This is a genomic window from Legionella sp. 16cNR16C, assembly GCF_021297775.1.
GTDB lineage: Bacteria > Pseudomonadota > Gammaproteobacteria > Legionellales > Legionellaceae > Legionella_C > Legionella_C quinlivanii_A.
On sequence record NZ_JAJTMX010000003.1, the window covers coordinates 389,900 to 407,224 of the forward strand.

Consider the following 17,325-nt stretch of genomic DNA (forward strand, 5'->3'; position numbering starts at 1 on the left):
CTTATTCCTTCAACATTTTTTCCAGGTAGTGAATATTGGTTCCACCCTGCATAAAGGATTTATCACGCAGAATACGCTGGTGTAATTCAATATTAGTCTTGATACCGTCAATAATTATTTCGTCTAGCGCATTTCGCATTCTCGCGAAGGCTTCAGCACGGGTTTCCCCATAACTGATGAGTTTTCCAATCATGGAATCATAATTGGGAGGAACGGTATAGCTGCTGTAGATATGCGAATCAAAGCGAATTCCAGGCCCCCCAGGCTGATGCAACAGACGAATCGTTCCGGGGCAGGGCATGAAGTTTCTTGGGTCTTCGGCATTAATACGGCATTCAACCGCATGGCCTTTCAGCTTAATGTCCTCTTGTTTAAGAGTGAATGGCAAATCGCTGGCGATTTTGATTTGTTCTTTAATTAAATCAATACCGGTGATCATCTCGGTGACCGGATGTTCTACCTGTATACGGGTATTCATTTCGATAAAATAAAAGCAGCCGTCCTGATACAGAAATTCAAAGGTTCCAGCGCCTCGGTATTTGAGTTCACGGCAGGCGTTCACGACACGCTCGCCTATTTCCTTGCGAAGTTCTGGTGTAATGCCAGGAGCCGGCGCTTCTTCGATCACTTTCTGATGACGGCGCTGCATCGAGCAGTCGCGCTCACCTAAATGAATAGCATTGCCTTTTCCATCGCCCAACACCTGAAATTCCACATGGCGAGGATTTTCAAGAAATTTTTCCATGTAGACAATCGGATTATTGAAGGCTGCTTTCGCTTCACTGCTGGTTAAAGCGATCGCGTTTAACAGGTTCGCTTCAGAATGAACAACCCGCATCCCTCGTCCGCCGCCTCCGCCTGCCGCTTTAATAATGACGGGATAGCCAATCTGTTTGGCAAGAGACAGGTTTAATTTGTCATCATCAGTCAGCGGACCATCCGATCCTGGAACACAGGGTACGCCCGCCTTTTTCATGGCGGCAATTGCAGAAACCTTGTCACCCATCAGGCGAATGGTATCGCCGCGCGGACCAATAAAGGTGAAACCGCTTTGCTCCACAATGTCGGCAAAATCGGCATTTTCTGATAAAAATCCATAACCGGGATGGATAGCTACTGCATCGGTAATTTCCGCTGCCGAGATAATAGCCGGAATATTAAGATAGCTTTTTTGAGAGGGAGCAGGACCAATGCACACCGTTTCATCAGCCAGCCGCACATGCAGCAGGTCTTTGTCCACATCGGAGTGTACTGCAACGGTTTGAATTCCCAGCTCTTTACAGGCACGGAGAATTCGCAGGGCAATTTCTCCGCGATTGGCAATTACAATTTTACTAAGCATAAGGACTCCCTTATTCTTCAATCACAAACAAGGGTTGGTCGTATTCAACCGGCTCCCCGTTAGCCACCAGAATATCTACAATTCTGCCTGCCCGATCTGCTTCAATTTCGTTAAACATTTTCATCGCTTCCACGATGCAGAGCGTATCGCCGGCCTTAACAGTCTGGCCTATCGTAACAAATGCGGGGGCATCAGGAGAGGGGGAGGTATACATCGTGCCGACCATCGGGGATTTAACTCGATGTCCTTTGGCCGTTGCTGTAATGTTCTCCCTGTTTTCGGCAGTAGCCGGCATGGGGCTGGCCTGGTTGGCAGGAGCCGCAACAGGAGGCGGAGCATAACGAACGGCTTGCGGGGCTTCCATCGTATAATGCCGGCTTAAGCGCACTGACTCTTCGCCTTCTTTGATTTCTATTTCTGAAATACCGGTTTCTTCCAGTAGTTCGATTAATTTTCTGATTTTGCGGATATCCATTGGTTACTCTCTAAAAATTATTAATTATTCACAATCGCTTGCAATGCAAGGTAATAGCTGTTGGCACCGAAGCCGCAAATTATTCCCTGGGCGATTGAGGACAAAAAAGAATGGTGGCGAAACGCTTCGCGTGAATGAATATTACTCAAATGTACTTCAATAAATGGAATGGCTACAGCTGCCAGTGCATCACGAAGAGCAATACTGGTATGGGTTAAGCCCGCAGCATTGATAATTATGTGGTCTATCTGTTCATCAGCGGCCTGATGGATTCTGTCAATCAATTCTGACTCGCTGTTGCTCTGGAAAAAGGCAATTGAAGCCTGGACTTTCCCGGCATCATCTTGTAAGCGTTGATTGATTTCGTCCAGGGTTGATGTTCCATAGACCTCTGGTTCCCGAGTTCCAAGCCGATTCAAATTGGGGCCGTGTAATACCAGAATTTTCTTCATGACTTAGTTAACTTGCAAAATTTGATGGATTCTGCCTGAAGATTTTAATATTGTCCAGATGCTCGAACATATCGGCATGATACCGGCAAGATTGCTTCTAAATAGAATCCAGCCTTTATCCTTTTAAGTTCCAGGTCTTCCCGCTTTGATAATCCGTTCGCGTATTCCCTGCCATTCTACAGTATCAGGAGGCAGTTCAATGGCAATGACTGCAGCCTCCGATTTATCAGCGCGCCGTAATTGGAAATAAAGCTCATAAGCCAGCTCGCTGGCATGAGCCGGTAATTGATAACTGGAATGGGTAGCTGGCAGACTAAGCTTTTCGAAACATAATGCGTAGACGGATTGAGATTGGCTTTGGATAAATCGCTTAAGGCTGTATTGGTCATCAAAATAAAACAGTGTTTTCTCGGGCTGATAGTGCTGCTTTAGCCTGCCTGAAACACGGGTTTCATTGACTAGGGACAAGGCTTTTGCATTGAGAAAAGTATCCAGTGTTTCTTCATTGATAATGCCTGCCCGCAATAACTGATAACTTTCAGGATGCGTCGCATCAACAATAGTGGATTCAATACCTACCGTAGCTCGACCGCCATCGAGAATCAGCAATGAATCATTATGAAAGCTGTCCTGGACATGTTCTGCGGTGGTCGGGCTTATTTTTCCAAAAGGATTGGCGGAGGGAGCCACTAAAGGAAAGTTAAGACTACTAAGAAGGGTTTGAGCAATGGGGTGAGCCGGACAGCGTATTGCGACTGTCGGTTGACCACCTGTTACTGACGGGCTGATTTTACCAGGGCGGGCTGTGAAAACTAAAGTCAGAGGACCCGGCCAGAATTTCTCCATGAGCTTATGCGCATAAGGAGGAATATAATTTACCCATTCCAGCAAATCGGTATCCGATGCCACATGCACTATCAACGGATGATTTAAGGGTCTGTTTTTCAGTTGATAGATTTTAGCGATCGCTGCTTCATCTGTAGCATTTCCTGCCAGGCCATAAACGGTTTCTGTGGGAATGGCCACAATCTCACCCCGGATGAGCTGATGCGCCGCCAAATCAATATCAGTAATAATAGTAGCCATGCCAAGCACGAAAAAAAAGAAAGCGGTATTGTACAGTATAAGAGCAGCCAAGTGCAAAAGCCTGTTAAGGTATTCTTTAAATAATCGGTGATTAACAGATTAAAAATTAACAATTTAAAATTAAATAAAACTATGGTAGTTTGACTGCTAGCTGATAGAATTGCTTTCACGGATTTTGGTATAAGCCAACCTCAGATGCTTTAAGCTGGAATTCGGAAACCGATTCAGTTAGTTGTTTTTACTGGTTGGTTGTTACCAGACTTTTCAAAGTCAGGCTGTCAAATTTTTTGAGTCAAGTCTGGTGTTTTTTAACAACATGGGCTCTCTGGGACGAGCTGCCTCATGTGTATTAGCTTAAGGAGTTAGTATTAATGCACTACAATCTCAAATTATCACCTCTTGCAGCAGGTTTGTCATTGATCATTGCCTCTTCTGCCCATGCAGCCGAGCCTGTGCAGTTACAAAATGCGTCTTTGCAGAATCTCCAACAACAGTTTCATCTGGCTCTACCCGGTGTACAGCAGGGTGTAACGGCTTCTGACGATAGTTTGCAATATTTGCAGGAAAGCACCGATAAAAATCATGTAAACCATGTCCGTATGCAGCAACAATATGCGGGTTATAATGTAATCGGTGGTTATGCCATTCTTCATAGCACCAATGCTGCGAGCAGCCTGGTCGCTGGAAAAGGCAAGGTTTCAATGAATGGTAAAGTGTATTCCGGTTTAAAAGCGGAATTAGGCAAACCATCTGCTGATTTTATAAAAAATGGCGACGCGGCGCTGAATCAATTCAAAGCGAAATATAATTCAAATGATGTCAGCGAAGAACAAGTTACGCCGGTAGTGTATATCGATAAACAAAATAAAGCGCACTGGGCTTATAAAGTAAGCGTTTATGTTCGTTATGATGATCGTATTCCGGAAAGACCCTCCGCAATTCTTGATGCTGATACTTTAAAACCATTTGTCCAATGGAATGATATCAAGACAGGACGTGCTGCCGTTAAAGGGAAAGGCTTTGGTGGTAACAGCAAAGTAGGTGAAGTGAGCTATGGCCGTGATCTACCTCTCCTGGAAATCACCCGCTCCAAACTGCTCAATAAATGCTATATGGAGAATAAAGAAGTCCGTGTAGTGGATATGGAGCATAGTTATTATTCAACCAACAAGCCCATGAGCTTCTCCTGTAAGAAGGATGATGGGGATGAGGACATTTTCTGGACTGGTTACAAAGCGGATGGCTATGATCGCGACAATGGCGCCTATTCACCAACCAATGATGCGTTATATGCTGGTTATGTAATCAAACACATGTATCACGACTGGTATGGTGTAGAAGCGTTGAAGAAACGAGATGGTTCGCCCATGCAGTTAGTAATGCGCGTACACTATGGCCAAGGTTACGAAAATGCCTATTGGGATGGCAAGCAAATGACCTTTGGTGACGGCGATACCTTTATGTATCCATTAGTTTCCCTGGGTGTCGGCAGCCATGAAGTAAGTCACGGATTTACTGAACAGCATTCCGGACTGGAATATTATGGTCAATCAGGTGGAATGAATGAATCATTCTCTGACATGGCCGCAATGGCCGCTGAGTATTATTCAGTGGGTAAAAGCAGTTGGATGATCGGCGCTGAAATCATGAAAGAAGACAGCGGCTGGGAGACTCTGCGTTATATGGATGTACCCAGTAAAGATGGTATGTCAATTGACTCTGCTGATGAATACGATAGCAGCCTCGATGTTCACTTCTCCAGTGGTGTGTACAACAGATTGTATTACACGCTGTCTAATCAGGCTGGCTGGGATCCGAAAAAGGCTTTTGACGTGATGGTTAAAGCCAATATGGATTACTGGACTCCTTATGAAACTTTTGATGAAGGTGGTTGCGGTATGATAAGCGCAGCGAAAGACCTGGGCTACTCAATCGAAGACATCAAAAAATCGTTAGGTGTTGTTGCCATTAACTACAACTCATGTAGCTAATCGCCTTTCTTAAGCCCGGTCGCTTTGACCGGGCATCTGTTATTCATTTATTCCTGCAAGGCTTATTCAAGCGATTTGTAAAAACGCTGCATGGATTTTGCAACCGTTTCCGGATTTTCCATATGAATATGATGACCGCCTGACAACATCTGCACCTGGATACCGTTAACAGCCTGGACTCGTTTTTCCATTTCTCTCTTAGGAAAGCCAAAGCCATTATCGGCCCAGATAAGATAGCTTGGGGAAATAATTTCTTTCAGACAGGAAAGAACCTGCCCTTCTGTCATTCGCAGTGGAGTGGGGTGAATCAATTTACGGTCATGCCGCCAATAAAAACCTTTAGCTTGCTCATCCACACCGCGCTGACAGAGAATTCGCGCATATTCAATAGGTAAGTGACCATTCCGCGCTCTTGCCTGTGCAGCCAGCTCAAGAGATGGATAAGGTTTCGCCGCTTTGGCAGAAGCCAAAAGGCTGCGGTTTATATAATTTGAAAGTTGTTCACTACATGTTTCCTCTGGAGAGGACAATGGACCTAAGCCTTCAATTAAAACCGACGACAAAACATTCTCTGTAAGTACACCGGCTACAAGGCTCGCAAGACAAGCTCCCATCGAATGCCCCAGTAAATGGATTTTCTCATATCCCAGCTGTTTAATAATCTGATACACAGTGAAAATGCCATCACTAAAATGATAATGATACCCATCAGGTAAATGAGATGACAAACCATGCCCGGGCAAGTCTACGGCAATAACATAAAATTTTTCGCTCAAAAAGGGAGCCAGGGGTTCAAACGAGTTGGCATTATCCAGCCAGCCGTGCAGGCATAGTAATGGTGGCAGACTTTTGTCCCCCCAGGTTCTACCGGCAATCTGAAAGCCGGGAATATCTAAATAGAAGTTGTCCATAATCACTCTGCAATGTTTAAATCAGTTGACTTGTTATAGTATAACTAAAACCATTTAAACTTATCTGCCTTGAAGCCAGCTAATTGATTGCGGATATTGGGGAGATGGCATTAAAAGCGTGGACTGGGAAGAGTATTTGGTCACTGCCAGGGCGTCTTCCTCTGGCGGCCGCTCTATATTGGGCGTTGTCGTAAAAAATCGGTAATGAGAGTTGCGGCGTAATGAAACAATACTCTCGTTTAAGTGGACAGGATCGCCGATGATAGGGCTATCCGGTGGAGCAAGCTTCGCTGTTATAAAAGAAGGTTGATTATATCTGAGTGTCTCAAACTCTTCTCGAGTCATTTTCATCCTGCCAAAATGCAGGCGGATATCGTTAGGGGGAAGAAACTTGAAATAGGAAATCAGTTTTTCCCGGGGGAGATATTCAAACCCATTGCCATGAAGTATAAGGACTTTCAAGTTCTTTGAAACTCCGGCAAAAAAGAAGGGTATGCTGCCCTCTGGTAACTGGTTATAAGACAAATCCAGTTGTTTTGTAAAAGAAGAAACAGAACGAGTCAAGAGTACCGCATCATGTGGTTCTAAAAGACCCAGATTATTATAAGCAAGCCTTAATTTTTCTACATGCAGATTTCCAATAAAAACAGATAAGCTGTAAATCCATTCTTTTTGAAAACTGGTATCTAAAATCTCAATTTCATTGATATGCCGGGGTAATGTCTTCCAGGCATCCAGCATGTTACGGGAAATACTATGGGGAAAAGGAATGGCAGCCACCAGTTTTCTGAGATGACCAGGCAACTGTCTGAACAGTGAAAATACCCATTCAGCACGCCAACCTCCAAAGTCCAGATGCAGGCTTTGGAAAGCACGAGGGTAGTGCGGAATGAGTTCAATAATCTGCTGTGGGGTATAATGAGATAGATCGATACCATCAATAAGCAAATGACGTAATGATTTGGGGAATGCCTGCCAGATGCTGATGAGCATAAATTTGTCACAGACGATTACCGGGTTATTACGAATATTCAGTTGTTCCAGTGAAGGTAGATTAATTGCAAGTCCATTCAGAAATGAAATGAGTGCCTGGGCTGAAAGATTATTTCCTTCTGCCTTAATACAGCGTAATTGGGTGGGTAGAACATAGCCTAGAAATAGCAGTTGTTCAGGGCTGAAACGATCGAGATAATTAGCCGATATATTGAGATTGCCAAGTCCTTTGGGAAGCGCGCGTAATATACTGACATACTCGTCATAATCAAACTGAATAAGCCCGCTGCCGGCAAGAGTGAGCTTTCTGATGTAAGAAAATTCTGAACTCAGGGCACTGATAATCGTTTTTAGATTCTGCTCTTTAGCGAGCGGCAAAACACTGAGTCCGGCTTTGACCTCAATCAATAAACTCCGAGGCTCTGTGTTGCTAAGCTCAAATCGACAGGACATTCCAATCCTTAAATACAATTCCGGGCTGAAGCTATACCAGGTGATATCAGGAAAAACAATCTACCCTGATCTGTTTCAATCTGCAATACTTCTAGGACGGTCTTGTCGTAGATGTCCTGTCTTGTAGTGATGAGACCGCATCGTCAGTCTCATGGCTGCCTTCTGATGGTTGATTTTCAGCTATCTCCATGGGAAAGAAGTTGAACTGACTACTCAAGGCCGGGCGAGGGAAGGAGCTCTGGACATCAAAAAATTGTTTCATGCTGGATTGATTCCAATCCTCAAAGCTGAAGTTGGCCGGGTCTATATAGGAGCTTCTTTGATTTTCCTGATGAGAAAAGCAGAACATCACTTGTGTTGTCCGCGCAGGCAAACCCTGAAAACGAAGTCTTAGCGCTCGATAATGCAATGCTTCATAGTTGTTACCGGCTAATTTTAATTTACAGAGCTGCTCAAGTGATTTTAAATTGATAAAAGCTCCGGCAAAATCATTGAAACTCAAATCCAGATTAATCAGATTTTTAGGCAATACATCGCATATTAGTGCCATTACGCTGGAGAATCTGCCCATATTGTTATTGCAAAGCTTAAGTGAGATTACGGGTTTTGGAATGGATGCTAAAATGTGCAGTATCTGGCCAATATTTAAATTCTCGAATGAGTTTTCACTTATATCAAGGCTAATCACTGTTTCAGATAAGTTCTTTAAAAAAAGAGCAAGATTACGATAGTTCCCAGAATGAATATTACCTCTAACTACAGCTAATGAGTAAATGTCAGGAGGTAATGTGCGAGCCACTCTGATAATTTCTTCCGGGCTGCGGTCAAAAAAACTCTCCTCATTTATTTCAGCAATATTCATATCGTCGGTGGAATTATCCGATAATTCCAAATGATGTATTGCTGTGGATGCCAGGCTGCTTAATAAGCCGCAGACCTTATCAATGGGCTGGGATTTCAATCCTCTGAGATTAAACCCCGCTTTCAAAAAATGCTTTGGCATACAGGAGAGAAATTCACTCAGTTTTTGCAGATCAAACTTACCAGGATTTAAATTGGTGATATCAAGAGTGTTAATGAATGTTGGAACTCTCTGGCTTATAGTAAGCAGGTCTTCATAAGAAAACAGACTGGAATCCAGTGAATCAATACTCAGCTGCGTCACTTCTTCCGGGTCAATTCCTTCTAATTCAGCAACGACATCATCGATACTGCGTTTATAGTCAAGGCTTAAATTATGATACATGGCAGGTTCCTGGTTGAATCGATGCTATTAATTGATTCGCTGTGTCCAAACATAGGGCTTTATTGTGGGCTATGCTCTATTAATTTTCAATAAAGCTTATTACACTGAGTCTGAAATATATGGAACACTCTGTTTTAGCACCGGAAAATAGTGTTATTCTTGATATACAGGCATCTGACAAAGAGCTCCATGACAACATTTGGGAAAACCTTTTCAATAATTACCTACAATATTCACAAAGGTTTTGGTGCGGGAAGACTTCGGTTTTTACTACCGCAAATGCGCATGGCCTTATCTGGTTTGAGTCCTGATTTCGTCTTTTTACAGGAAGTGCAGGGACTTCATATTCGCCGGGAAAAGCGAATTGAGAGGTGGCCCGATAGACCGCAATTTGAATATATTGCTGAAAAAGAATGGCCTCATTATCTTTATGCCAAGAATGCCGTGTACCAATCGGGTCATCATGGGAATGCAATCCTTAGCAAATATAGCTTCGAGGCCTTTGAAAATCTTAACTTATCCAGCCGAAACCGCGCTTCAAGAAGCATTCTTCATAGTCAAATTAAAATCGGCGAGGGGAATGAACAAAAAAATCTGCATTTACTCTGTGTGCATTTAGGCTTATTCAAACGCGAACGGGCGTTTCAATGCCGGGCATTGATGCAGCGAATCTCAGAGTCTATTCCAGAGGATGAGCCTCTGATCATGGCCGGTGATTTTAACGATTGGCGATTGCATTTGTCTAAACCGTTGGCAGAGGAACTTCAGATATATGAAGCTTTTCTAACTCTGAAGGGTGAACCCGCTCGTTCGTTTCCGGCTATAAAACCCACGCTTTGCGTGGATCGTATTTATTATCGGGGTTTAAAACCTCTGGAAGCCCTTTGTCTCCATGGCAAACCCTGGAGAACCTTATCTGATCACCTGCCTCTTTGTGCCTGGTTTGAGATATAAAACAAAGATTGTGCTCTGTAGGCAAGAGCAGTAAAATACAGACTCTGCGGATTTGGAGAGGCTTGCATGTTCTTAGCTCAAATAATGGTCCCTGATTGTGTCAATATTGATTCAAGTTCTAAAAGTAAAGCAGCCGTATTACAAAAGATTAGCCAGATATTAAGCGACTGTTTTCCTGAATTAAATCGCGAGGATCTTTTCAGTGCTTACTGGAAGCGAGAAAGCATGGGTAGTACCGCAATTGGCCAGGGTATCGCCATCCCTCATGTGCGGGTTAAGGATTTAAATCAGGCTAGAGCCTGTTTCATTCGCTTGCTGCATCCTGTTGATTTCTGTGCTGAAGACCGGCAGCTAACGGATTTAATTGTTGGATTAGCTGTTCCTGAAAACCAAAGCGAGCGTCATCTGAAATTATTGCGCGATATCATCGTTCAGTTTTCCGACCCGGAATTTACTGGAATATGCCGCGAGCTGACTTGTGAAAAAGAGCTGTTTAATCGACTAATGGAAGCTCCAAATAATCCCCGGATAAAAATTAATAACCGATTCACTGCAGATGAGAGTTTATGATAAAAACCACAGTAAAAATTATTAATAAGCTCGGTTTACATGCCAGAGCATCGGCCAAATTTGTTGCCCTGGCTGCACGTTATCAGAGCCAGATCGATGTGACTTTCAACAAAAAGACCGTCAATGGTAAAAGCATTATGGGCGTGATGATGCTGGCGGGTGGAGTGGGTAGTGAACTGGAGCTGGTGATTGAAGGCCCTGATGAAGTGGAAATGGAAAAAGCATTAGTCGCGTTGATCAATAATCGATTTGGAGAGCCAGAATAAGAGTGAATGGCTCTTAGTCTGGTTCGCAAACACAATAGCCTGGTTGTATGCCACAGCCAGGCTGGCTAACTCATTCTGCCGGAGGCTGTTTTTCAAATCGCCGCTTTTTATGCAGTGATACAAGAAGCTGAAGCGGTCCGGATAGTGCGTAAAGAACAAACCCAATAAATAAAACGACTGAGGGATTGGCAGCAATTGCCACAAATAATATAACCGTTATCAGCAGATATAAAAAAGGTACTTTACCTTTGAAATCAATTTCTTTAAAACTATGATAACGAATATTGCTGACCATCAGTACTGCGGTAACAACTGTAATAGCAGCAGTTAGAATGACAATGGAAAGATGATTAAACTCATTTTGAAAACAAAGCCATACGAAAGAAGATACAATTGCCGCCGCGGGCGGGCAGGCCAGGCCTTGAAAATAACGCTTATCGGCTACCTCAACCTGGGTGTTAAAACGGGCTAATCGCAAAGCGACTGCGGCTGTGTACACAAAAGCAACCAACCAGCCAATTTTACCCAGCCTATCCAACCCCCAGCTGTAAACCAGCAATGAAGGGGCTACTCCAAAAGTAACCATATCCGATAAACTGTCGTATTGAGCGCCAAATGCGGTTTGCGTGTTGGTCAAACGAGCAATACGGCCATCCAGGCCATCAGCGAGCATGCCAATAAAAATAGCAATGACGGCTGTCTCATATTGGTTCTTTAATGAGGCGACAATTGAATAAAAAGCTGCAAACAAACTGGCTGTTGTAAAAAGATTGGGAAGTAAATAGATCCCGGAATGACTCTCTTTGGGGTTCACTGCTAATACCTGCTATAAAAATTGGATTATCCTAGCATAATTGGCAAGTGTCTCGCCATGATTATCCTTTTCTTATAAATTTGTTATAATCAGTGGTTAGCGTTTATTCGTTAATGCTCTTGAGTGATAAAGACTTAATCAGGCCAGAACAATGGCTCTGATTTAGATTTCCACATTTTTCTGGCAGAGTAGTTTTGCGAGTCGTGGTTTTTTCAATATGATGCTATAATAGGCATACTGTTTTGTTTATGCGTTTGAAATGTCTGATTCTGATGATAAGAAAATTGTAATTGAAGGGGTAACTCAGCAGGGCAAAACCTTTCGTCCCAGCGATTGGGCTGAGCGCATGAGCGGTACCTTAGCCAGTTTTAAAAATCGTCGAATTCGATACTCTCCCTTATTACAGCCCAGTGTTAATGCAGAAGGCTATAAATGCGTTTTACTTGATCCCAAACTTAAAGAAACCAGTCCGCAGGTCTACCAGGCCATTATGGATTTCGCCAAAGAAAATGATTTGAAAATCTGTAAGGAAGGGGATTAGCATCAGGCTGGCTTTTTGGCTGCCCTGCTAAACATAGCGGAATGTGAGTGCCAGGGAGGTTAACTGGTTGACAATCCAGCCCATGAATGCAATGGTATTATCAAAATTCATGGCAAACACACCTCCAGCCAGAAAAGCAAGGCCTTTGGGGCCATCCTGCACTCCCGGCTCACTGGCATGAGTTAGCAGTACAGCGCCGCGAACAAACCAGATCAATCCCGCGGTTCTTATGATTAAGTCCATTGAGCTATAGATATTTGTGGGATTATAATTAGCGTATTGCAAAATATTTCCAACCCCAAAAGCCGTGTTAGATAAGGAAGCAACTGCTGAGGGAAGAAAAAGCAAAGCGGCTCCGCCAACTATATAGGCGATGGGTCCAAACATTTTTTCCTGTGAGGATGAATTGGCGCGATAATCTCCAATTTTTCGCAGTTTGGCAATCGCGGTCATGAAAAATAAAATGCCCAATATATAGGCCAATCCGGAAATTAGGGACTGTACAGGAAAGAGGGATCGACTTAAATTGCCGATCATTTGAATTAAATCTGCACTATTCATGGTTTAATTATATACTTTTTTAAAAAGAGATCTCTTGCAAATACAGTTTTTTTACTATATTAAGTTTTTTTTAATCGGGTAATCCAATAATGCCAGTCAAAACTATTTCTGCCAAACTAGCTGATGCTTTCATGTTATCCTCAAAAGTAAAGCATTTTATATTTGAACTCCAGGAGAATCCGCCTTTTACTTACTTGCCAGGTCAATTCATTAGTATTCATTTCGACCGGGATGGCAAACAATTAAAACGAAGCTATAGTATCGCCAATGTTCCATTGCGTGACAATCGTATTGAGTTTGCGGCAGGTTTTGTAGAAAATGGCCCAGGAACCGCATTTTTATTTAATCTGCAGCCAGGGGACGTGATTCAGATTAGTGGTCCCTTTGGAAGACTGACGCTAAAGGAAGAACCGCCGAAGCGGTATTTGCTGGTTGCGACCAGTACCGGAGTCACTCCATACCGGGCAATGCTGCCTGAATTAAAGCGTCGTATGGAAATGAACCCCGATCTCAAACTGGTTATTTTGTTTGGGGGACAAACCCGCAGCGATGTACTTTATGAAAATGAGTTTCTCGAGTTAGCCAAGGCGTTTCCGCAGCAGGTCATTTTCAGAGCGCAGTTAAGCCGTGAGCCCAGCGAATCTCTAATTGAGCATCAGTTCAGCGGCTATGTACAGCACGCGTTTACCGAATTAACTCTTAATCCAGAAGAAGATATAGTTTATTTATGTGGAAATCCGGGTATGATCGACGAGTCTTTTGAACTGTTAAAATCCAAAGGATTTGCTACCCAACAGGTTATACGCGAAAAGTATATTTCACGGTAACTCAAAAACCGGATTGCAGCTCCGATTGATGCAAAGCTGAACAAATCCTGAAATAAGAAACAATGAGGAGAAGAAGTGACTATGAATTATGATGAGTTGGTAACAACAATGGATCAGCTTTTACAAGATGGCAAGGGTATTCTGGCTGCCGACGAAAGCAGCGGCACGATCGGCAAACGTTTTGAAACCATCAATGTGGAAAATACTGAAGAGAATCGACGTGACTATCGTTTATTGCTGGCAAACACAGAAGGTTTGGAGCAGTACATCAATGGTGTGATTTTATTTGAAGAAACATTTGAACACCGCGATCAGAATGGAACGTCTGTTGCTGAATTATTCGCTGCTAAAGGTATTGTACCTGGCATTAAAGTGGATAAGGGATTGATTACATTACCCAACACCAATGATGAAAAAGTCACTCAGGGACTTGATGGTCTGGCTGAGCGTCTGGCTCATTTCAAGAAATTGGGTGCGCGCTTTGCTAAATGGCGTAATGTGTATTCAATTAGCGATTGCACTCCCAGTTTAACCGCAATTAAAGCTGGTGCCGAAATGCTGGCTCGTTATGCTTCTATCTGCCAGGCAACCGGTATTGTACCTATTGTTGAGCCTGAAGTATTAATGGATGGGGATCACGATATCGAGCATTGCGCCCAGGCAACCGAAATGGTTCTGCACGAACTCTTCCATTCACTGTTCATTCATCAGGTGGAGCTTGAAAACATTGTTCTGAAGCCAAGTATGATTACGAGCGGCAAAAAACATAATCCATTTTCTACTCCTGAAGAAGTTGCTGATTACACTATCAGTGTATTTCGTAACATGGTTCCTGCAGCGGTTCCAACAATCAATTTCCTCTCTGGCGGTCAAAGTCCGGAGCAGGCTACTGCCAATTTGAATGCGATTAACTGCACAGGTTATCAGCCTTGGGTATTGAGCTTCTCTTATGGCAGAGCTTTACAGGAAGACTGTCTGCAGGCATGGAAAGGGAAAGCGGAGAATGTTGAGAAAGCACAGGCTGCTTTATTGAAACGTGCGAAATTGAACAGTATGGCTTGCTTCGGTGAATATACTGGAGATATGGAGTAAGTTTGGAAGAGGGGCTTGGTCACTGCCATTAAGCTGTATTGCAGGTTGGGCCCTTGGCCCAACAAATGGCACCACTCTAGAACTCAATGTTGGGCCAAGGGCCCAACCTACAGTGTCTGACTCTTTCTGAAGGGTTTGAAATTTTAAAGATGCAAAAAAAAATCGGGCCAGAAGGCCCGATTTAATTTTAATTGGTTAATCATTCGCGATGGGTTTGAATTTTTTCTTTATGTTTGATGAGTTGGCGGTTGAGTTTGTCGACCAAAACATCAATGGCTGCATACATATCTTCGGATTCGGCTCGAGCATGAATCTCGGCTTTGGCAACTAAAATAGTCGCCTCAGCAATTTTTACCAGCTTTTCAATATCGAAAACTACATGGATTGCCGTTATTTTATCAAAATGACGCTCAAGCTTATTGAATTTACCTTTAGTAAAGTCTCTTAAAGCAGGGGTGACATCAACATTATGGCCTGTAAAATTAATTTCCATAATATTTCTCCTTCTTTGATTACAACTACATTATGAAATACTTTTTCTTTCATTGGAAGGGGGTATCCCCATTGCCTCCCGATATTTTGCTACGGTACGGCGGGCAACCTGGATCCCTTGCTGTGCAATAAGGTCTGCAATTTTACTGTCGCTCAGCGGTTTTTTTCTATTTTCTGCTGCGATGAGTTTCTTTATTACTGCACGGATAGCCGTTGATGAGCACTCACCTCCCGTAGAAGTGGCGACATGGCTTGAGAAAAAATACTTAAGTTCAAATACGCCGCGCGGGGTATGCATAAATTTTTGCGTAGTCACTCTGGAAATAGTGGACTCATGCATATCAAGAGCCTGAGCGACATCATTAAGGATCAATGGCTTCATCGCTTCATCACCATGTTCGAAGAAATCCATCTGATAATCCACAATGCAATTTGCTACTTTTAATAAGGTTTCCTGCCTGCTCTGAATGCTTTTTAAAAACCAGCGGGCTTCCTGAAGATTATTCTTCAGAAATTGATTGTCAGGGCTATTATCTGCTCTTTGAATCAATGACGCGTATTGATTATTAATCGATAAACGGGGCAGAGTACTTTGATTTAGTAATACCTGCCATCGGCCATCTATTTTTTTAACAATAACATCCGGAATAATATATTCGGTAATTTCTTCCTGAATCACTGTGCCAGGTTTGGGATTAAGCTTTTGGATAATCTGCAGGGCACGATTTAACTGTTCTTCACTGGTCTGATAATTTTTAATTAGCTGCCGGTAATTATGCTGACCCAGTAATTCGATACTGTTGCGAATAATTTCTTTGGCGAGCTCGACATCACTATTATCACCGGGTAGTTGTTCAAGTTGTACCGAAAGGGTTTCAGAAAGATTGATTGATGCACAGCCTACTGGATCAAAATGCTGCAAGCGATGCCGCACCGCTTCAATTTCATCCATTTCGAGTGGATGGCTTTCGCTATCCAGGCTGGTATGGAGCTCGGTCAGGCTCTGTGTTAAAAAACCATCGTTATCAATGGCATCAATAATTGCAGTGGCAATTACGCGATCCACATCACTCATCGGCGTCAGTTCGAGCTGCCAGCGTAAGTGATCCTGCAGATTAGTGGTAGTGCAATGCAGATTATCGTAATTAAGATCATTATCTTCAAACAAACTACGCTTTCCGCTATTGGAGTACAGTTGCGACCATTGGAAGTCGGCAAATTCATCGGGGATTTGGTGGTTCGCTTCGGAAGAATCCTCCTTATCCTCATTGGGGCTTGCCTCAAGCATGGGATTGGATTCAACCGCCTGTTGAATTTCCTGTTGTAAATCCAGGGTGGATAACTGAAGCAGGCGTATTGCCTGTTGTAACTGTGGGGTCAATGTCAGCTGCTGACTAATACTGAGCTGCAACGATGGTTTCATTCAAATCCTCTTTGTTTACCCGCTTTATACTAGTAAGTTTAACTGATTCACTTGGATTATCCAGTAGGGGATTGGACAAGAATCAAAACTTTTTATTTAGAATGGGTTTAATTGCAAAAGAAGGAGCAGATAATATTTGGTGAATTTAACCGAGATGAAAAAAAAGCCTCGAGTGGAGGCTTTTCTTTATTTGATTTTTGCTTCTTTGTAAGGTACGTGCTTACGAGCGACGGGATCAAATTTATTGAACTCCAGTTTTTCTGGAGTAGTAGTTGGGTTTTTTCTGGTAGTATAGAAATGCCCTGTTCCAGCGGTGGACACTAATTTTAATGTAATCCTGGTTTTTTTAGCCATTTTGAAATTCCTCAGTCAGTTAAACTTTTTCGCCTTCGGCTCTAAGTTTGTCAACAATTGCTTTAATACCCAGTTTGTCTATAGTACGAAGACCTTTAGTGCTGACTCTGAGTGTAACAAAACGTTGTTCTTCTTCAAACCAGAAACGACGTCGTTTAATATTAGGCAGGAAACGTCTGCGGGTTTTATTATTGGCATGCGAAACATTGTTACCAGTGATTGGTCGCTTGCCAGTTACCTGACATACTCTTGACATATTGTTGCTCCAAAGGTTCTGTAGATTTACATCTAGCTGGGCTTGAATTAAAGGCTTAAGCCACAAATCAGCCGGGGATAATACAAGAGCGCTTTTATAGCAAAAAATGTCAAATTATGCAATCAAAAAGTGCTTTGTAGACCAAAGATAATGGATTATACCCTTTTTTCTGGTGCTGGTCGAGACTCTCGCTTTTTTGTTATACTCCTTCCCTTTTTTATTGTAT

The 17,325-nt window shown here is 42.9% G+C and carries 20 protein-coding genes; 7 read left to right on the forward strand and 13 right to left on the reverse strand.

What is annotated here, in order from left to right; translation table 11 throughout:
- Position 1: 1 nt before the first annotated feature.
- The 4 genes from accC to LXA66_RS11860 form a co-directional block, all read right to left on the reverse strand.
- Positions 2–1,342, reverse strand: a complete 1,341-nt coding sequence (gene accC / locus LXA66_RS11845) for an acetyl-CoA carboxylase biotin carboxylase subunit (protein WP_112220384.1) — start codon at positions 1,340–1,342, stop codon at positions 2–4.
- A gap of 10 nt (positions 1,343–1,352) precedes the next feature.
- The gene (gene accB / locus LXA66_RS11850) at positions 1,353–1,817 is read right to left on the reverse strand and encodes an acetyl-CoA carboxylase biotin carboxyl carrier protein (RefSeq protein WP_112220385.1); all 465 of its coding nucleotides are present in this window, start codon (positions 1,815–1,817) and stop codon (positions 1,353–1,355) included.
- A gap of 20 nt (positions 1,818–1,837) precedes the next feature.
- Positions 1,838–2,269 (reverse strand): type II 3-dehydroquinate dehydratase, encoded by a 432-nt coding sequence (gene aroQ, locus LXA66_RS11855; protein WP_233013317.1) that lies wholly within the window; start codon positions 2,267–2,269, stop codon positions 1,838–1,840.
- Positions 2,270–2,392: 123 nt separating this feature from the next.
- Positions 2,393–3,355: an L-threonylcarbamoyladenylate synthase gene (locus tag LXA66_RS11860; RefSeq protein ID WP_233013942.1), complete on the reverse strand. Its 963-nt coding sequence runs from the start codon at positions 3,353–3,355 to the stop codon at positions 2,393–2,395.
- Positions 3,356–3,726: 371 nt separating this feature from the next.
- Here LXA66_RS11860 and proA point away from each other — a divergent pair, with 371 nt between their 5' ends.
- Positions 3,727–5,346, forward strand: coding sequence for a zinc metalloprotease ProA (proA, locus tag LXA66_RS11865; protein ID WP_233013318.1), 1,620 nt, complete (start codon positions 3,727–3,729; stop codon positions 5,344–5,346).
- A 62-nt stretch (positions 5,347–5,408) separates the two neighbouring features.
- Here the strand turns inward: proA and LXA66_RS11870 are convergent, their stop codons facing one another.
- The 3 genes from LXA66_RS11870 to LXA66_RS11880 form a co-directional block, all read right to left on the reverse strand.
- Entirely contained in the window at positions 5,409–6,257 is an 849-nt protein-coding gene (locus tag LXA66_RS11870) for an alpha/beta fold hydrolase (RefSeq protein WP_233013319.1), read from the reverse strand.
- A gap of 60 nt (positions 6,258–6,317) precedes the next feature.
- Positions 6,318–7,703, reverse strand: coding sequence for a hypothetical protein (locus LXA66_RS11875; protein WP_233013320.1), 1,386 nt, complete (start codon positions 7,701–7,703; stop codon positions 6,318–6,320).
- 91 nt (positions 7,704–7,794) lie between these two features.
- Entirely contained in the window at positions 7,795–8,949 is a 1,155-nt protein-coding gene (locus tag LXA66_RS11880) for a hypothetical protein (RefSeq protein ID WP_233013321.1), read from the reverse strand.
- A gap of 189 nt (positions 8,950–9,138) precedes the next feature.
- Here LXA66_RS11880 and LXA66_RS11885 point away from each other — a divergent pair, with 189 nt between their 5' ends.
- The 3 genes from LXA66_RS11885 (at position 9,139) to LXA66_RS11895 (ending at position 10,739) form a co-directional block, all read left to right on the forward strand.
- Positions 9,139–9,903, forward strand: coding sequence for an endonuclease/exonuclease/phosphatase family protein (locus LXA66_RS11885; RefSeq protein WP_233013322.1), 765 nt, complete (start codon positions 9,139–9,141; stop codon positions 9,901–9,903).
- Positions 9,904–9,969: 66 nt separating this feature from the next.
- On the forward strand, positions 9,970–10,473 hold the full coding sequence (locus tag LXA66_RS11890; RefSeq protein WP_233013323.1) for a PTS sugar transporter subunit IIA: 504 nt from the start codon (positions 9,970–9,972) through the stop codon (positions 10,471–10,473).
- Positions 10,470–10,739, forward strand: a complete 270-nt coding sequence (locus tag LXA66_RS11895) for an HPr family phosphocarrier protein (RefSeq protein WP_058508416.1) — start codon at positions 10,470–10,472, stop codon at positions 10,737–10,739. The genes LXA66_RS11890 and LXA66_RS11895 overlap by 4 nt, the downstream gene beginning before the upstream one ends.
- Positions 10,740–10,809: 70 nt before the next feature.
- Here LXA66_RS11895 and pssA read toward each other — a convergent pair whose 3' ends face one another.
- Entirely contained in the window at positions 10,810–11,553 is a 744-nt protein-coding gene (pssA, locus tag LXA66_RS11900) for a CDP-diacylglycerol--serine O-phosphatidyltransferase (RefSeq protein WP_133139735.1), read from the reverse strand.
- A gap of 259 nt (positions 11,554–11,812) precedes the next feature.
- On the opposite strand from pssA, the gene LXA66_RS11905 reads away from it, so the two are divergent.
- The gene (locus LXA66_RS11905; protein WP_058508414.1) at positions 11,813–12,094 is read left to right on the forward strand and encodes a DUF3579 domain-containing protein; all 282 of its coding nucleotides are present in this window, start codon (positions 11,813–11,815) and stop codon (positions 12,092–12,094) included.
- Between the two features lie 27 nt (positions 12,095–12,121).
- Here the strand turns inward: LXA66_RS11905 and LXA66_RS11910 are convergent, their stop codons facing one another.
- Positions 12,122–12,655, reverse strand: a complete 534-nt coding sequence (locus LXA66_RS11910; protein ID WP_112220394.1) for a type IV secretion protein IcmC — start codon at positions 12,653–12,655, stop codon at positions 12,122–12,124.
- An 89-nt stretch (positions 12,656–12,744) separates the two neighbouring features.
- On the opposite strand from LXA66_RS11910, the gene LXA66_RS11915 reads away from it, so the two are divergent.
- Together LXA66_RS11915 and LXA66_RS11920 are read left to right on the forward strand one after the other, a co-directional pair.
- Positions 12,745–13,482 (forward strand): ferredoxin--NADP reductase, encoded by a 738-nt coding sequence (locus LXA66_RS11915; RefSeq protein WP_255665365.1) that lies wholly within the window; start codon positions 12,745–12,747, stop codon positions 13,480–13,482.
- A gap of 81 nt (positions 13,483–13,563) precedes the next feature.
- Positions 13,564–14,574 (forward strand): class I fructose-bisphosphate aldolase, encoded by a 1,011-nt coding sequence (locus LXA66_RS11920; RefSeq protein ID WP_112220396.1) that lies wholly within the window; start codon positions 13,564–13,566, stop codon positions 14,572–14,574.
- Positions 14,575–14,773: 199 nt separating this feature from the next.
- Here LXA66_RS11920 and hpf read toward each other — a convergent pair whose 3' ends face one another.
- The 4 genes from hpf to rpmB all read right to left on the reverse strand — a co-directional run bounded on the left by hpf (position 14,774) and on the right by rpmB (position 17,099).
- A complete protein-coding gene (gene hpf / locus LXA66_RS11925; protein ID WP_058508410.1) occupies positions 14,774–15,067 on the reverse strand; it encodes a ribosome hibernation-promoting factor, HPF/YfiA family in 294 nt (97 codons plus the stop codon).
- Between the two features lie 30 nt (positions 15,068–15,097).
- Positions 15,098–16,489, reverse strand: a complete 1,392-nt coding sequence (locus tag LXA66_RS11930) for an RNA polymerase factor sigma-54 (protein WP_112220397.1) — start codon at positions 16,487–16,489, stop codon at positions 15,098–15,100.
- A gap of 186 nt (positions 16,490–16,675) precedes the next feature.
- Positions 16,676–16,843, reverse strand: a complete 168-nt coding sequence (gene rpmG, locus LXA66_RS11935) for a 50S ribosomal protein L33 (protein WP_058508408.1) — start codon at positions 16,841–16,843, stop codon at positions 16,676–16,678.
- Between the two features lie 19 nt (positions 16,844–16,862).
- Positions 16,863–17,099 (reverse strand): 50S ribosomal protein L28, encoded by a 237-nt coding sequence (gene rpmB, locus LXA66_RS11940; protein WP_058508407.1) that lies wholly within the window; start codon positions 17,097–17,099, stop codon positions 16,863–16,865.
- Positions 17,100–17,325: the final 226 nt, after the last annotated feature.

What these genes read in the sequence shown, in the direction of transcription:
- accC (WP_112220384.1), bottom strand. Translation starts at nt 1,342, where the DNA reads ATGCTTAGTAAAATTGTAATTGCCAATCGCGGAGAAATTGCCCTGCGA.
- accB (WP_112220385.1), bottom strand. Translation starts at nt 1,817, where the DNA reads ATGGATATCCGCAAAATCAGAAAATTAATCGAACTACTGGAAGAAACC.
- aroQ (WP_233013317.1), bottom strand. Translation starts at nt 2,269, where the DNA reads ATGAAGAAAATTCTGGTATTACACGGCCCCAATTTGAATCGGCTTGGA.
- LXA66_RS11860 (WP_233013942.1), bottom strand. Translation starts at nt 3,355, where the DNA reads ATGGCTACTATTATTACTGATATTGATTTGGCGGCGCATCAGCTCATC.
- proA (WP_233013318.1), top strand. Translation starts at nt 3,727, where the DNA reads ATGCACTACAATCTCAAATTATCACCTCTTGCAGCAGGTTTGTCATTG.
- LXA66_RS11870 (WP_233013319.1), bottom strand. Translation starts at nt 6,257, where the DNA reads ATGGACAACTTCTATTTAGATATTCCCGGCTTTCAGATTGCCGGTAGA.
- LXA66_RS11875 (WP_233013320.1), bottom strand. Translation starts at nt 7,703, where the DNA reads ATGTCCTGTCGATTTGAGCTTAGCAACACAGAGCCTCGGAGTTTATTG.
- LXA66_RS11880 (WP_233013321.1), bottom strand. Translation starts at nt 8,949, where the DNA reads ATGTATCATAATTTAAGCCTTGACTATAAACGCAGTATCGATGATGTC.
- LXA66_RS11885 (WP_233013322.1), top strand. Translation starts at nt 9,139, where the DNA reads ATGACAACATTTGGGAAAACCTTTTCAATAATTACCTACAATATTCAC.
- LXA66_RS11890 (WP_233013323.1), top strand. Translation starts at nt 9,970, where the DNA reads ATGTTCTTAGCTCAAATAATGGTCCCTGATTGTGTCAATATTGATTCA.
- LXA66_RS11895 (WP_058508416.1), top strand. Translation starts at nt 10,470, where the DNA reads ATGATAAAAACCACAGTAAAAATTATTAATAAGCTCGGTTTACATGCC.
- LXA66_RS11905 (WP_058508414.1), top strand. Translation starts at nt 11,813, where the DNA reads ATGTCTGATTCTGATGATAAGAAAATTGTAATTGAAGGGGTAACTCAG.
- LXA66_RS11910 (WP_112220394.1), bottom strand. Translation starts at nt 12,655, where the DNA reads ATGAATAGTGCAGATTTAATTCAAATGATCGGCAATTTAAGTCGATCC.
- LXA66_RS11915 (WP_255665365.1), top strand. Translation starts at nt 12,745, where the DNA reads ATGCCAGTCAAAACTATTTCTGCCAAACTAGCTGATGCTTTCATGTTA.
- LXA66_RS11920 (WP_112220396.1), top strand. Translation starts at nt 13,564, where the DNA reads ATGAATTATGATGAGTTGGTAACAACAATGGATCAGCTTTTACAAGAT.
- hpf (WP_058508410.1), bottom strand. Translation starts at nt 15,067, where the DNA reads ATGGAAATTAATTTTACAGGCCATAATGTTGATGTCACCCCTGCTTTA.
- LXA66_RS11930 (WP_112220397.1), bottom strand. Translation starts at nt 16,489, where the DNA reads ATGAAACCATCGTTGCAGCTCAGTATTAGTCAGCAGCTGACATTGACC.
- rpmG (WP_058508408.1), bottom strand. Translation starts at nt 16,843, where the DNA reads ATGGCTAAAAAAACCAGGATTACATTAAAATTAGTGTCCACCGCTGGA.
- rpmB (WP_058508407.1), bottom strand. Translation starts at nt 17,099, where the DNA reads ATGTCAAGAGTATGTCAGGTAACTGGCAAGCGACCAATCACTGGTAAC.